The sequence below is a fragment of the Microbacterium karelineae genome (assembly GCF_009745985.1).
GTDB lineage: Bacteria > Actinomycetota > Actinomycetes > Actinomycetales > Microbacteriaceae > Microbacterium > Microbacterium karelineae.
In genome coordinates this window covers 148,460-163,299 of sequence record NZ_WFIX01000171.1, presented here as the reverse complement: position 1 = coordinate 163,299, position 14,840 = coordinate 148,460, and the positions used below count along the sequence as shown (strand labels likewise).

The following is a 14,840-nucleotide window of genomic DNA, read 5'->3' as shown; positions in this document are numbered from 1 at the left end:
CCGAATGCTGTCGACGAGACCACCGGCGCGGCGTCAGCGGCGTCGGTACTGCTGCCCCTGACTGCGGTCTCGGACCACGATGCCGAGTTCGCGCAGCGCGTCGCCCGCATCGGCGGCTGCTCCCGCGCGACCGTCGCTGAGCGCGCGATGGCGTGCGCGCATCAGGTCGTGTTCCCGCGCGGACAGATCGTCGCTGTGGTCCACCCACGGGGCGAAGTCAGCGTCATGCGGATCTGCTGCGCCGAGCCAGGGCCAGTCGCGGCCGGTGAAGGCCTCGCGGAGTCGGGAGTGCATCGTCTCGTCGGCCTTCACGCGCAGCAGCTCCTCGGTGTTCTCGCCCGTCAGGACGAGCTCCCCGCGATCCGTGTAGATCGCCGCGACCTCGTCGCGAGCGAGTCGGACGCTGGTCTTGCGGTGTGTCACGGTGGTCGTCTCGCGGTCGACGCGTACGCGGGCGCTGTCCTCGCGCCATGCCTCGGCGAGAAGGAACCCTGCAACGGCGCCCACCACCGTGAGGATCGGGATCGCGGCCCACAGCGGAAGCTCCGCGGCGAGACGCAGCACGCCCGGCGCGCTGTCGATCCGGCCGATGAGCCAGTCGACCAGCGGGCCGACGGCGAAGGCCGATCCGAAGCCGACCACCGTGAGGATCGCGACGAGGCCTCCACGCCATCGCGCGGGGACGGTGACGGTCACGGCTTCGTCATGCATCAGCGTTCCTGTTCCGTCGACGAGGGGCGAAGGTATGCCGACACCGTGCGGCGCACCTGTGCGCTCAGCAGCGGCTCAGGGATCGCGTGCAGGAACGCGGCGTCGACGATGGCCTGCATCCAACCCGCGGTGGCGGCAGGGTCCAGATCAGGTTCGATCGTTCCGTGCGCGATGCCACGTCGGATCAGGTCGGACAGGCCCTCTCGAACGACGGCATCCGTAGCGGCCACCGTCGAGGCGAGGGCCGGATCCTGATCGATGCGCCGGAGCAGCTCGACCATGATGCCGTGCGCCCCGGGAAGCGTCGACTCCGCCGCCATCGACGTGATGATGCCGAGGATCCCGTCGACGGGGTCGGTCGCGCCACGATGCTCGGCGATCAGGCGCTCCACGGCGGGGAGATCCGTCTCGAAGACGGCACGGAACACCGATGCCTTGTCAGGGAAGTAGTAGAAGACCGTCGCCGAGCTCACGCCGGCGCTCGCGGCGATCTGAGCCACGGTCGTGGCCTCGTATCCCCGCAGACCGATGAGCTCGCCGGCCGCTCGCGCGATGTCGGCGCGTCGCCGCGCCGACATCTCCGGATCGCGTCTTCGTGCCACGTCGCCCCATTCATTAACTGACTGATCAGTCAAAGTATACATCGGCGGCCGCGGCGGAGGGAGGGCGGGGCCCCGCACTTCGTCTGATAGGCGATACCCGGAAGGCTCCACGCAACGCGAAATCCCCGGTCAGAACCTCTGAAAAGAAGTTCTGACCGGGGATTCTCTGGCGGTGACGGCGGGATTTGAACCCGCGGTAGGGGGTTACCCTACACAACATTTCGAGTGTTGCACCTTCGGCCGCTCGGACACGTCACCGGGATCAAGTTTACGGATGGGCGACGCACCGGCCAAATCCGGGCGCTGGGGATCCGCTGGCAGGGTGCGACGGGTGCCGTGGTAGCCGCCGTTCTCCCGCTCGGCAGGAGAGACGATGCGGCCGCGGCGGCGCCCTCGCTAGCCTCCGGGCATGAGCACCGTCGCCGACCCTCCTATCCCGCAGCTCGAGCGCGCCTTCGAGGTCGACGCCGAGCTGGGCCCCCTCGAGGACCACGGCCGGACGGGTGTCGGGCATCGCCGCATCATCCCGGTCGTCGGCGGAACGATCACGGGGGAGTTCGAGGGCGAGCTGCTCGCGGGCGGCGCCGACTGGCAGGTCGTGCGCGCCGACGGATCCATCGCGCTCGACGCCCGGTACAGCGCCCGGAGCGCCGACGGCGAGCTGATCTGCATCACCGCGCGGGGTGTGCGCAGCGGGGACCCCGAGGTGCTCGAGGCGCTCCTGCGCGGCGAGGATGTGGATCCGTCGCTCTACTACTTCCGCACGGCGATCGCGATCGAGTCGTCGACGCGCCCCGAGCTCGAGCACGCGATCTTCGTCGGATCCTGCATCCGCGAGGCGAACCGCGTGCGCTACGTCGCCTTCCGCGTGACGTGAGCGCTCGTATGACGCGCACCGACCAGTTCTTCGCGCACAGTGGTCGGTGCGCGTCATGCGAATGAGGGTGTCAGCCCGCGTAGGTCTCGAACTCCGCGAGCTTCGGCGTGCCGCTCGATCCGGTGATCTCGAAGTCGATCTTGCTCAGCGTCGTCGTCGGGAGGTCGATGTCACCCGCTCCGCTTCCCGTCGCGAGGACCTCGCCCGTGTCATGATTCACGACGCGCCACGACGTGATGGCACCGACCGCGTCCGCGGCCTCGCGGATCGCGATCGCCGTCACCGTCCTGTCGGATCCCCACTTGACCGAGACACGGCCCGTCGAGCCGCTCGGCGACCATGACGTCGACATGTCGCCGTCGATGACGTTCCCGTAGCTCGAGCCGCTCGCCTTGCTCGATCCATCGGCCCCGGCGCCGAGAGACAGGTTGTCGCCCGTGGGCGGGTCGGTCGGATCCGTCGGCTCCGGATCCGGGGCCTCGACAGCGCAGGATCCGTCGGAGACCTGCAGGCCCGTGTTCGCGCCGGCCGCCGAGGCGAGCAGTGCGGGAACGCAATCGGCCGCGTCGAGCGCGTACGCGTACGGCACCGACATCGAGGTCGTCGACACGGGGTTCGGACCCGCCGGGTGGTTGCCGGATGCCTCCGCGCTCCAGGTGACGTCGTCCCAGATGTTCCCCGAGACCTCCCACGAGCCCATGTCGTCGGTGTAGAAGGTGCCGAGCGGGTCGCGCGAGCTCTCGAAGTAGTTGTTCTCGACGAGCACCTCGGCGCCGAGGCGCGAGTTGATGCCCGACTTGGCGAGCCCCGTGAAGTGGTTGTTGTACGTGTGCGCCGTGCCCGCCCGCAGGAGCGGCGTGCGCGAATCGATGTTCTCGTACACGTTGTGGTGGTACGTCACGGGGCCGTTGCCGGTGTCACCGTCGCTGGATCCGACGAGTCCTCCGCGCCCCGAGTTGCGCAGCACGCTGTACGACAGCGTCACGTACCGCGTGTCGCCCTTCATGTCGAAGAGCGCGTCGTAGCCCGCGGATTCGCCGCCGGACGCCTCGAGCGTCGCGTGGTCGACCCACACATTGCTCACATCGCGCTCCATGCCGATCGCGTCGCCGCCGTTCGAGGTCGGCGAGCCCGACTTCTTGACGTTCCGCACGTGCACGTTCTGGACGATGATGTTGCGGGACGAACGGATGTGGATCCCGAGTTCGTCGAAGAGCGCCCCGGATCCGACGCCGACGAGCGTGACGTTCGAGATCTCCTTCAGCTCGATCTTGTCCTCGGCCGTGTTGCAGCTCGCCCCCGACACCTTGGTCGTGTTGCCGTGGTGGATCCGCCCCTCCACCTCGATGACGATCGGGGTGTCGCTGCTCGCACGGGAGCAGAGGGCCTCATGGATCTGGGTGCCCGTCGTGGCGCGCACGGTCTGGCCGCCCGCGCCTCCCGTCGTGCCGCCGTTGACGGTGGCGAACCCCTCGGGCCCGCCCGACGCCGCGGACGCGGCCTGCGTGCCGAGGGCGGCGGCGCCCATCGTCGCGATGAGGGCCATCGCGGCCCCTGCTGCGGTGAATCGTGCTGCGGCTCTTCTCATCCTTGCCTCACTTCTTCGTTGAAAGGGCAGTGCGGTGCATCCACGGAACGACGAATCGGGTAACCGTTTTCCAACGCTAGAGACCGGTTTCTCATCGCGCAAGAGGCAATGTCCCGTTCGAGTCTGCTCGGGCATGATCGATCCTGTTCGATCTGATTGATCGCGATGTGCGTTCGCACGTTGACTGAGTGTCGCAACGACGCGAGAGCGTGCGGCTCTGCGGCGACGACGCCGCCGACACGAGAAGGATCCGACATGCCATCACCCGGCTACGCCCATTCGCCTTCGAGCGGCATCCGACGCGGGAGGGCGATCGCCACGACCGCCGCCGCGGCGATCGCCTGCTCCCTCCTGACGCCGGCCGCGGCCAGCGCCGCCCCGGCGGATCCCGTCTCGATCGTCGTCAGCGGGTCCGACGTCGCCGCGGCCGCCGAGAATCGCAACGGCCTCCCCTTCAAGGGCTTCGGAATGCTGTCGGCGAACTCGACGAGCGCGCTGCTCATGGACTACAAGGCCGCGCAGCCGGAGAGGTACTGGGAGCTGATCGAGACCCTGTACGGCGGTGAGCACCCCCTCATGAACACCGTCAAGATCGAGATGGGCAACGACCGCAACACCTCGACGGGGCCCAACGCGGCCACGATGCGCAGCCGCGACGAGTATCCGAACGTGCAGCGCGAGCCGGGCTTCCAGTTCGCGGCCGACGCGCAGAAGGTCGCGCAGGGTGACATCCACCTGAGCCTCCTGCGCTGGACCACGCCGACGTGGGTCGCCGACAAGGCCGACGAGTACGTCTGGTTCAAGAACACCGCCCTCGCCGCCTACCGCGAGTACGGCATCATGGTCGACTCCATCAACCCCGACTTCAACGAGACCCATGACCCCGACGAGGCCGTGATCATCGACTTCGCCGAGAAGCTCGCGGTGGACGACGCGGGCTACGAGGGCGCGACGGCGGACGATCCCAACAGCGGCTACGCGACGCCCGAGGAGAAGGAGCTGTTTCAGGCGATCCGCACGATCGCGGGCGACACCGTCGGCACCCCGCCGACGAGCTTCGGCGACCAGCTCACGGATCCGGACGACAGCTCGCTGCGAGACGCCACAGACATCGTCGGCTTCCACTACAGCAGCGCCGACGACGCGAACGGCAACATGACGAAGGCGGCGGAGGAGCTCGACCTCGAGGTCTGGAACTCCGAGGGCCAGGCGACCTTCTCGAACTCGGCCGACCGCCCGAACAACACGAACGACGACGGCGTGGGCGGAACGGGAACCGGAATCGGCGGCGCGAACGGGCCGCTCGAGATGGCGAACTGGATCACGACGGGCTTCGACGCCTCGCGGCGCACGATGACGATCTACCAGCCCGCGATCGGATCCTTCTATGACGGGTTCCAATACGCGTCGAAGGAGCTCGTCAGCGCGCGCGACCCCTGGTCGGGCTGGCTGCACTACGACGCGGGGCTCGCGATGCTGCAGCACTTCACGCAGTTCGCCACGCTCGGGTGGGAGAACCCCACGGGCGACGCCGACGCGAACGGCATCTGGCGCGCGATCCCGCAGGCGTCGGGGAGCACGCTCGGCCGGGGCAATCCGCCGAGCGGCGCCCGTGAGGGAGGCGACTCGTACACCACGCTCGCCGCGCCCGACGCCTCCGACTTCTCGACCGTCATCGTCAACGACAGCTCCTTCACCCGCACATACGAGGTCACGGCGAGCGAGCTGAACCTCGGCGACGATGCGGCGCTGGAGGTGTGGGAGACGCGCGCGGCCGACGACGGCGAGGCGTATGACGCGAACCACCTCTCGCCCGTCGAGGAGCTCCAGCCGAACGCCGACGGCACCTACACCGTGACGGTTCGCCCGTGGTCCGCGGTCACCGCGACGACGCTCGACCAGGCGACCGCGGCCGCCGACGGATCCCTGACCCCGCGCGAGGGCGCGGGCAGCAGGCTCCCGTCCTCACCCGAGTACACCGCCGACGACGATGGGCGCGACGTGCTCGACACGGACGAGGGCGGATCCGTCAACGGGGTGACCGACGACGGTGTGATGTACGCCGACGACTTCGACTACGCCGAGCAGGGCGGGATCCTCACCTACGACCCCGATACCGGGGAGCTCGCCGACTCCGGCGAGACCTACCTCGACTCGCGCGGCGCGAAGGTGGCGCCCGAGGGGACTCCGAACGTGCAGTCAGAGGATCGCGGCGCCACACCGCGATACACGAACGACACCAACGGGGCCTTCGAGTCCGTCGCGACAGACGACCCGGAGCGCGGCAGGGTGCTGCGCCAGCAGATCGGGCCGGACATGGCCGGAGGCGTCTGGAACGCCGGCGACCCGAAGACGACGATCGGCGACTTCCGCTGGGCGAACTACACGGTCTCGGTCGATGTGCTCTTCGAGCCGGGATCCGGCCGCTATGCCTCGGTCGGCGCCCGCGAGCAGGGCGGCACGTCGAACGGCCAGAATGTCTCGGCGGCTGAGCTGCGCATCGACCCGGACGGCGCCTGGTCGCTCGCGCGATACGGGGAGCAGGTCGCGAGCGGGCTCGCCTCGGACATCCCCGAGACGGCCTTCCAGACGGGGTCGGATGTGTGGAACACTCTCGCGGTGCGGGTCGCCGGCGACACCTCCACGGCCCTCATCAACGGCGTCGAGGTCGCCGAGTACGTCGACCCGTCGCCGCAGGCGGCCGGCCGGATCCAGCTCGGCTCGGCGTTCGCCTTCACGCAGTTCGACAACCTGCGGATCACCCCGGTGGACGGGTACACCCCGTACTACACCGACGTGATCGACGGGATGCACCAGACGAGCTGGGACGACGCGTCCCAGCCCGTGCTCTCCTTCGACGAGGGCTGGCGCCACCTCAACGGCCAGGGCATGTACGAGTGGGGCCGCACGCGCAGCCTCAGCACCGGCGCCGGCGCGACGATGAGCTACTCCTTCGCCGGCACGGGCCTCGACCTCATCGGCAGCAACAGCGGCGAGACGCTCCTGGACGTCACCGTCGACGGCGAACGCGTGCTCTCGGACGCGCCGACGATGCAGGCCGGATCCGAGAAGACGGCCCTCCAGCTGCGCGGCCTCTCGGACGGTGAGCACACGGTCGAGTTCCGGACGGCGAACGACGCCGAGTTCAACCTCGACGCCCTGGGCGTGGTGAAGAAGGCGGCCGACGCGTCCGCCGTCGACCTGACGGCTCTGAACGACGCGATCGCCGAGGGCGAGGCGCAGGGCCCCGAGGGGCACGACCCCGCCGAGTGGCAGCTCGTGCAGACGACGCTCGCCCACGCGAAGGCGGCCGCCGAGGACCCCACCGCGTACGGCCTCGACGCCGAGGGGGCGGTGGGCCTCGCCCAGCGCCTGGAGCGCGCCGTCGAGCAGCTCACGGCGGTCGACGTCGAGGACATCGGTCTCGCGGGCGCTGTCGCGATCGGGCAGGCGCTGCCCGAGACGGTCGTCGTCGACGGCACCGAGCGCGCCGTGACGTGGGATGACGAGTCGGAAGGCGCCGAGCGCACGCCGTACGAGACCCTCGCGGTGCGCGGCACGCTCGACGAGCAGACCGCCGTCGAGGCGGAGTACGAGGTCGTCCCGGACGGGATCCGATACTTCATCGACGCCGGCACCGGCGGGCAGGACTCACCGCAGTACCTGGCCGTCGACGGATCGTTCCCCGGGCTCCGCAACGACGCCGTGGATCGGGCCTCGACCGGCGCCGACGAGTGGGGTCACCTGCCCGACGGCATGAACCTCAAGGGCGGCACCGACCTCGCCGACAAGTACTCGACCGGGCTGTGGCAGGCCACGACGGATCTGCGCTACCGGTTGCCGCTCGAGGCGGGCACATACACCCTCACTGCCGGCTTCGCCGAGTGGTGGGGCGTCACCCGCCCGATGATCCAGTCGGCGTCGGTCGGCGGTGTCGAGCTCGCCTCCGGCGCGGTCGACCTCTCGGGGACGAACGACCGGGTCTCCGCCGACCTGACCTTCACCCTCGACGAGCCGGCGACGGTCGACTACCTCGTCACGAGCGAGGGGGCCGGCAGTGCGGACCCCGTCATCTCCTGGCTCGCGGTCGCGGGCGAGGAGGCGGACGGGCTGAGCCTCGACGCGAGCGTGACCACGCGCACGGCCGGGCAGAACGCGCTCCTGATGACGAAGGTCACCAACGCCGACGACACGGCCGCCGACATCACGGTGGAGACCGACTACGGGTCGAAGACGTTCCGCGACGTCGCCCCGGGCGACGCCGTGTCGGCCGTGTTCAACTCTCGGCAGGATCAGATCCCCGCGGGCGAGATCACGGTGACCGGCGCGGGAGCCGACGGCACGTCGCACTCGTCGACGGCACCGTACGACGCGGTGGAGTAGGGGTCGCCGCCATTCGCATGCCGCGAATCGACCGTCCCGAGCGGATATGGGTCGATTCGCGGCATGTGGCGGGGCCATCGCTGCTTGCGCAGACATGACCGGCCGGATCACGGCGATCCGGCCATCACGAAGGAGTGACGCATGAGAAGGATGACGACAGCGGTGGCCGGAGGGATCCTCGCCGCGGCGCTGGGGGCATCGGCCCTCGCGCCGGCGGCCGCGGACGTGCCGACGGGCGTGCCCGTCACATATGACGCGTTCCCCGCGATCCAGGATCCCGGCAGCGGGGCGAGCGACTACTTCCAGCCGCTCTGGCTCGACGACGCCGGGTCCCACATCCAGGCCCACGGCGGCCAGATCGTCGAGGCGGAGGAGGACGGGCAGACCGTCTACTACTGGTACGGCGAGGACCGCTCGAACGACTACTACGGCAGCCCTGGCGTGCACGTGTACCGGTCGACCGACGCGATGAACTGGACGGACGAGGGCGTCGCGCTGCGCTCCGTGCAGGACCCGGGCGAGCTCGAGTCGGAGTACTTCGACGCCCTCTACGACACCGTCGACGACGCGGGGCAGCCGCGCGCCGAGCGGATCGACGAGCTCAGCTACCACCTGAACACCAACCAGGACGCCGAGTACACGACGATCTTCGAGCGCCCCAAGGTGCTGTTCAACGAGCAGACCGGGAAATGGGTCATGTGGTGGCACTCCGACGGCCAGATCACGCCGGGCGGCAGCATGTACGCCCGGTCGATGGCGGGCGTCGCGGTCTCCGACAGCCCCACCGGTCCGTTCGAGATGACCGGCGTGTACCGCATGCCGAACCGCGCCGACTATCGCGCGTGCACGTCGTCGGCCGTGCCCGGCCAGGCGCGCGACATGACGGTGCACCAGGACGACGACGGATCCGCCTACATCGTCTACTCGTCGGAGGAGAACTACACCCTCTACATCGCCGCGCTCGACGAGACCTATACGAACGTCACGCACACGACCGACGTCGACATGGCCGACGCCGGCCAGTACTCGGCCGACGGCCGCTATCCCTACCTCTTCGCCGACGGCACCGCTGAGGCGCCCGTGCGCGGTGAGGACTTCCAGATCGTCAAGGAGTGCGGGCACCTCGAGGCGCCCGCCCTCTTCGAGCACGGCGGTCGCTACTACGCCCTCGCATCCGGGGCGACCGGATGGGCGCCGAACCCGCAGACGTACTACACCTCCGACGACCTGCTCGGATCCTGGATCCGCGGCGTCGAGGCCGGCGACGCATACGAGAACGTGCGGTACGACACGATCCCCGAGGGCGGCGACGGGCTGACCTCGATCGGCGACGCACGCCGCTCGACGTTCGGCTCGCAGTCGACGAACGTGCTCGATCTCGGCGGCGGCCGCTTCGTCTATATGGGCGATCGCTGGAACTCGGGCGCCGCCGACTCGACCTATGTCTGGCTGCCGATCACGATCGGCGAGAACGGCGCCGCGCAGCTGCGCAATCCGGCGGCCGAGGATCCGGACCGCTGGGGCGATGGCTGGGACGCGAGCTACTGGGACGGCACGGGCCTGGGCGACGGCATCTGGAGCGTCGTCGACGACCGGCTGCCGGATCAGGTCGCGACCGGCGAGGACTTCGGCGACCGCCTGCCCGCCACCGTCCCGGTGGACGTGAACGGCGAGGTGAGCGAGGTGGCCGTCGCGTGGAGCACGACGCGCCTCGACGCGATCGGGCCCCAGACGATCACGGGGACCCTCGCGGCAGACGACACCTTCAGCGAGGGGCGCATCTTCCTCCGCGAGATCGACGTGCAGCTCGCCGGCGGGGACCTGTGCCGCGCGGAGGGCACCACCGTCTCGGCATCGTTCCACCAGACCGACTGGGAGACGATGCCCGCGGAGTTCGCCTGCGACGGCGATGGATCGACCGCCTGGTCGACATGGGACGGCGATCAGGCGCAGGATCGGGCGACGTTCACGATCGAGCCCGCCGAGGCGCACACAGTCGACCGCGTGGCCTTCACGAACATCGAGGGCACGATCGAGTCCGTGAGCGTCGATTATCGCGACGCGTCCGGCGACTGGCACGCGACGACGGCGCAGGGTGTCGTTGCGAGTGAGAACGGTCAGCTCACGATGATCCCGTTCGACGCGGCCCCGGCGTCGGCCGTGCGGCTCACGTTCGAGACGCCGGGCTCGTATCTCAAGATCCCCGTGCTGGCGCTCGGCGGCGGCGGATCCGAGGGCTCGGTGACGGCGACGGCGGAGTCGCGATGCGTCGGCTCCCGCGCGCACGTCGTCGTGACCGCCGCGAACGCCGGAGACCAGGCGGTGGATCTCCTCGTCGAGACGGCCTACGGCTCGCGCACCCTGCGCGATGTCGCGCCGGGCGGCGCGTCCTCCGTGTCGTTCAATACCCGCGAGGCGCAGATCCCCGCGGGCGAGACGACCGTGAGCTCGTCGGACGAGTCGGCGAGCGCGGGCTACTCGGCGGCGAGCTGCGGCTGACGGGCTCGTCCCGCCCCGGCGACTCCGCACGCGCGAGCAGCGGAGCCGCCGGGGCAGGGGACGCCGCCGCGCGAGCGCTCACGCGAGCGCCGCGGCGGGGCGGCCGAGAAGGCGGATCTCAGACACGGCTGGGCGGGCGGACCTCACGCGCGGGGCGCGGCCCGGCGTCGTCGGCGCCGAACGCGCGCAGGAGCGTGCGGAACTTCGCGCCGGTCTCGGCGACCTCGCGGTCCGGATCCGAATCCGCGACGACGCCCGCGCCGGCGAACAGCCGCAGCGTGCGCCCCGCGAGCTCGGCGCTGCGGATCCCGAGAGCCCACTCGCCGTCACCCGATCGGTCGGTCCAGCCGACGGGCCCGGCGAACAGCCGGCGCGGACGCGGCTCGAGATCCCGGATCGCGTCGAGCGCGTCGGCCGTCGGCGCGCCGCCGACCGCGGGCGTCGGATGGATCGCGAGCACGAGGTCGGCCGCCGTCGTCCGCCGATCGGCGAGCGTGCCCTCGATCGTCGTGCCGAGGTGCCACATGGTCGGCGTCGCGACGACCTCGGGGTGGTCCGGAACGCGCAGCTCCGAGCAGAACGGGCGCAGCGCCCGCGCGATGCCGTCGACGACGAAACGGTGCTCGCCGAGATCCTTCGCCGACTCCGCGAGCGCGATCGCCCTCCGCCGGTCGACGTCGCGATCGGCGCTGCGGGGAAGCGAGCCCGCCAGCGGCACGCTGCGGATCGCGAGCCCCGTGCGCCGGATGAGCATCTCGGGGCTCGCCCCGAAGAACGCGTGCGGCGCGGCCTGGGATCCGAAATCGAACGCGAACGCGAACGCCGACGGGTTCGCGTCGAAGACCGGTCGCACGAGGTCGCGCAGGGAGGTGCCGCTCGGGACCTCCGCGACGAGCGAGCGCGACAGCACGACCTTCTCGAGGGATCCCGCCTCGATGCGGTCCACCGCGCGCGAGACGGCCTCCGCGAACGCCTCGGGAGACGGATCGGGGCGGAAGGCGAGCCCGAGGTCGCGCCGAGACCGGGCGGCGACCTCGGCGCGCTGTTCGACGCCGCGCCGCGCGGTGACGGCGCTGACGACGCGGTCCGGCACGACGAGCCGCGCATCGCGCGCCGGGTCGAAGCCGAGCGCGCCGAGCACGACGCCGGGGCCCTCGTCGAGGGCGTGGGCGAGCCGCTCCCCGATGTGCGCGCGCTGGTCGCGCTCCGGACGAAGCCCGTGCGCGACGACCGTGCGCCGCGAGCCATGGAACACGGCCGTCGCGCCGTCGGGCATCGTGTGCGCGGTGCTCATGCGCCGAGCCCCGCTCCGCCGTCGACCGTCACGGTCTGCATGGTGACGTGGCGCGCATCGTCCGAGACGAGGAACCGCACCGAGCGCGCGATGTCGGCGGGCTCCGCGATCCGGCCGAGCGGCACGCCGACACGGAACAGCTCCGGTTGGCCCGCCAGCACGGCCTCGTGGCCGCGGTCCGTCCCGATCCGGCCGGGCCCGTTCTCCCAGAAGTCGTGCTGCATCGGAGTGTCCGTCGAACCGGGGGCGACGACGTTGCAGCGCACGCCGGCACCCGCGACCTCGAGGCCGAGCGAGTGGACGAGGGCGTTCGCGGCGGCCTTCGACGCCGCGTAGGCGGCCATCCCGCTGCGGGGGATCGACGCGGCGTTCGACGTCACGGCGACGAACGCGCCGCCACCCGCGTCGATGAGGTGCGGCACGGCCGTGCGCGCGAGCGCGAGCACGCCGCCCGCGTTGACCCGCACGAGCTCGGCGAGGTCGTCGATGCTCGTCTCGAACACGGGTGCGGCGCGGAAGATGCCGGCGACGCTGACCGCGGCCGAGAGGGGGCCGAGCTCCTGGCGGGCGCGGTCCACCGCGCCCTCCAGGGCGTTCTCGTCCGACACATCGGCGACGAGCGGGAGCACCCCACCTGCCGCGTCGGGAAGGATCCGGTCGATCGCGGCGACCACGAGGCCCGCGGCCGCGAGCTCGGCGACGACGGCGCGGCCGATCCCTCCCGCGGCGCCCGTGACGACGACGGCGCTCATGAGGCCACCTCGTCGACGAGGAGCCGCTCGAAGGCGGCGGCCGAGCGGGTCGAGACGGCGTGCGCGATCTCGCCCGCCCGCGTCGCGCCCGCCGAGAGCAGCGAGGACGTCAGGCCGTGGGAGTGCTCGGTGCCGCCCTGCAGGTGGATCGCCGGGGCGAAGTCGTCGTCGGTGCGGATCGCGTAGTCGCGGTCGACGACGAGCACGCCGCGGTCGTCGCGCTGGAAGCGGTGCGCGAGGCCCGGGAGCAGCTCTTCGATCGGCTCGGGCTCGTAGCCCGTCGCGAACACGACGATGTCGACGTCGAGCTTCCGCGCGGATCCGCGGGTCTCGCTGCGCACCGTCAGGGTCACCCCGCGTGGCGATTCGACGGCGCGCTCCACGGCGCTGACGTTCTCGACGAACAGGCGGCGATCGCCGCGCACGCTCTCGTCGTACTCGCGGCGATACAGCTCCTCGATGAGGTCGAGGTCGACGACCGAGTAGTTGGTGCTCGCGTGCACCCGCAGCAGCCGCTCCCGGACGGCGGCGGGAGCGCCGTGGAACTCGTCGACCGTCGCGGGATCGAAGATCCGATTCGCATACGGGCTGTCGTCGGCGGGCGTGTAGCCGAAGCGCCCGAAGATCGCGTGCACCTCGGCGTCGGGGAACTCGCGATGCAGGAAGGCGGTCGCCTCGGCGGCGCTCTGCCCCGCGCCGACGACCGCGAAGCGGCGGTGGAAGCGGTAGGGCATGTCCTCGATCGAGCTGAGCAGCGTGTCGGAGTGCCAGACGCGCTGCGACGGCACGATGCCGCGCGGGAGCCGGGGGCGCAGCCCCGCGGCGACGACGAGGTGCGAGGTCTCGACCGTGCGCAGCTCGCCGCCCTGCTCGACGTCGACTTCGAGTGCGTCGATCCGGCCCTCCGCGCCGACGCCGCGGACGCCGACCACGCGGGATCCGTAGGAGCAGACATCGCCGAAGTCGGCGGCCGCCCACTCGAGGTAGTCGTGGTACTCGGCCCGCGTGGGGGTCTGCGTCTTCAGGTTGATGAAGTCGACGAGGCGCCCGCGCTCCTGCAGATAGTTCACGAAGGTGTAGCGACTGCGGGGGTTCCGCAGGGTCGCGAGGTCCTTGAGGTGGTTCACCTGCAGAGTCGCGCCGGGCAGCAGCATGTCGCGGTGCCATCCGAAGCCGTCCTGCGCCTCGAAGAAGCGCGCCCGGCAGGCGGGGGCCGTCTCGCGGAGGGCGATCGCGAGTGCGAGGTTCGACGGGCCGAAGCCGACACCCACGACATCGCAGCGCTCCGTCATCGGACGGCGCCTTCGTGCGCGGACGCGATCTCCGAGGAGACGGTCTCCGCTGCGACGACGACGCCGCAGCGCCGGGAGACATATCGCACGGCCATCTCGTGGTCCTCGCGCGAGAAGTCGGCGATCGCGTCGGCGACGAGGAACGCCTGCCTGCCGGACATGAACGCGCTCGCCGCGGTCATGAGGCAGCCGATGTGGCCGTACACGCCCGTGATGATGATCTGGTCGCGGCCGAGCTCGCGCAGCAGCTCGTCGAGGCCCGAGCGGACGAACGCGTCGTAGCGCCATTTCGTCAGCACGCGGTCGCGGAGCTGCGGGCAGAGCGCGTCGATGATCCGCTCACCCTCGCCCGCGGGGACGCCGGCTCCCCAGAGGTCGAGCTGCAGGCCGCGCTCCTCGTCGCTCTGCCCGCCCGGCTGCGCCGTGTAGACGACGGGCACACCCGCGGCGCGCGCCTCGTCGGCGAGCGCCGCGATCCGCGTGACGGCCGGGGCGAACGGCGCGGCGTTCCGGTCGAACGCCGAGGCGAAGTGCTCCTGCATGTCGTGCACGAGCAGCACGCTGCGGGCGGGATCGATGCGCCAGCCGAGCGGCTGCTCGGGGATGTCGGCCGGAACCTCGTAGGAGCGGATCTGCGGAAGCGCCATGGAAGCCTCTCTCGAATCGCGGACGTCGCCGGGCACGGCGAACCCCTGCAAGTAAAGTGAGGCTAACCTAACTTGTCAAGACGCGGGCCGCGGGCCGTCACACGTGGCCCTGGCGCGAGAACGCGCCGGGAGCGGCGCCCTGCGGCGCTGCTCCCGGCGCGTTCTCACCGGCGCGGGATCCGGGGGATCCGTGCT

10 protein-coding genes and 1 tRNA gene are annotated in these 14,840 nt (G+C 70.9%); 3 read left to right on the top strand and 8 right to left on the bottom strand.

Translation table 11 applies throughout. The features are described 5' to 3' along the window. Positions 1-33 precede the first annotated feature (33 nt). The 3 genes from GB932_RS02135 to GB932_RS02125 form a co-directional block, all read right to left on the bottom strand. Entirely contained in the window at positions 34-711 is a 678-nt protein-coding gene (locus GB932_RS02135; RefSeq protein ID WP_156759074.1) for a YqeB family protein, read from the bottom strand. Beyond that, entirely contained in the window at positions 711-1,313 is a 603-nt protein-coding gene (locus tag GB932_RS02130; protein WP_156759073.1) for a TetR/AcrR family transcriptional regulator, read from the bottom strand. Before GB932_RS02130 ends, GB932_RS02135 begins: the two co-directional genes overlap by 1 nt. Positions 1,314-1,480: 167 nt before the next feature. Continuing rightward, a tRNA-Ser gene (locus tag GB932_RS02125) sits at positions 1,481-1,571 on the bottom strand. A gap of 151 nt (positions 1,572-1,722) precedes the next feature. Between GB932_RS02125 and GB932_RS02120 the strand changes: the two genes are divergently transcribed. Further along, on the top strand, positions 1,723-2,190 hold the full coding sequence (locus GB932_RS02120) for a DUF3237 family protein (protein ID WP_156759072.1): 468 nt from the start codon (positions 1,723-1,725) through the stop codon (positions 2,188-2,190). 70 nt (positions 2,191-2,260) lie between these two features. On the opposite strand, the gene GB932_RS02115 is transcribed toward GB932_RS02120, so the two are convergent. Then, a complete protein-coding gene (locus GB932_RS02115) occupies positions 2,261-3,736 on the bottom strand; it encodes a pectate lyase family protein (protein WP_231915961.1) in 1,476 nt (491 codons plus the stop codon). A 297-nt stretch (positions 3,737-4,033) separates the two neighbouring features. Here GB932_RS02115 and GB932_RS02110 point away from each other — a divergent pair, with 297 nt between their 5' ends. Together GB932_RS02110 and GB932_RS02105 are read left to right on the top strand one after the other, a co-directional pair. Further along, positions 4,034-8,161, top strand: coding sequence for a 3-keto-alpha-glucoside-1,2-lyase-like domain-containing protein (locus GB932_RS02110; protein ID WP_156759070.1), 4,128 nt, complete (start codon positions 4,034-4,036; stop codon positions 8,159-8,161). Between the two features lie 141 nt (positions 8,162-8,302). Next, positions 8,303-10,660 carry a family 43 glycosylhydrolase gene (locus tag GB932_RS02105; protein ID WP_231915960.1) on the top strand — a complete coding sequence of 786 codons (2,358 nt, stop codon included), beginning with the start codon at positions 8,303-8,305 and terminating at the stop codon, positions 10,658-10,660. Between the two features lie 118 nt (positions 10,661-10,778). Here the strand turns inward: GB932_RS02105 and GB932_RS02100 are convergent, their stop codons facing one another. From GB932_RS02100 to GB932_RS02085, 4 genes are read right to left on the bottom strand one after another with little or no spacing between them, the layout of a single operon-like run. Continuing rightward, complete coding sequence (locus tag GB932_RS02100; RefSeq protein ID WP_197517251.1) at positions 10,779-11,954, bottom strand: isochorismate synthase; 1,176 nt, start codon at positions 11,952-11,954, stop codon at positions 10,779-10,781. Continuing rightward, positions 11,951-12,706, bottom strand: coding sequence for an SDR family oxidoreductase (locus GB932_RS02095; RefSeq protein WP_156759069.1), 756 nt, complete (start codon positions 12,704-12,706; stop codon positions 11,951-11,953). The genes GB932_RS02100 and GB932_RS02095 overlap by 4 nt, the downstream gene beginning before the upstream one ends. After that, positions 12,703-13,998, bottom strand: coding sequence for a lysine N(6)-hydroxylase/L-ornithine N(5)-oxygenase family protein (locus GB932_RS02090; protein ID WP_156759068.1), 1,296 nt, complete (start codon positions 13,996-13,998; stop codon positions 12,703-12,705). The genes GB932_RS02095 and GB932_RS02090 overlap by 4 nt, the downstream gene beginning before the upstream one ends. Next, the gene (locus GB932_RS02085) at positions 13,995-14,645 is read right to left on the bottom strand and encodes an isochorismatase family protein (protein ID WP_156759067.1); all 651 of its coding nucleotides are present in this window, start codon (positions 14,643-14,645) and stop codon (positions 13,995-13,997) included. The genes GB932_RS02090 and GB932_RS02085 overlap by 4 nt, the downstream gene beginning before the upstream one ends. Positions 14,646-14,840 lie beyond the last annotated feature (195 nt).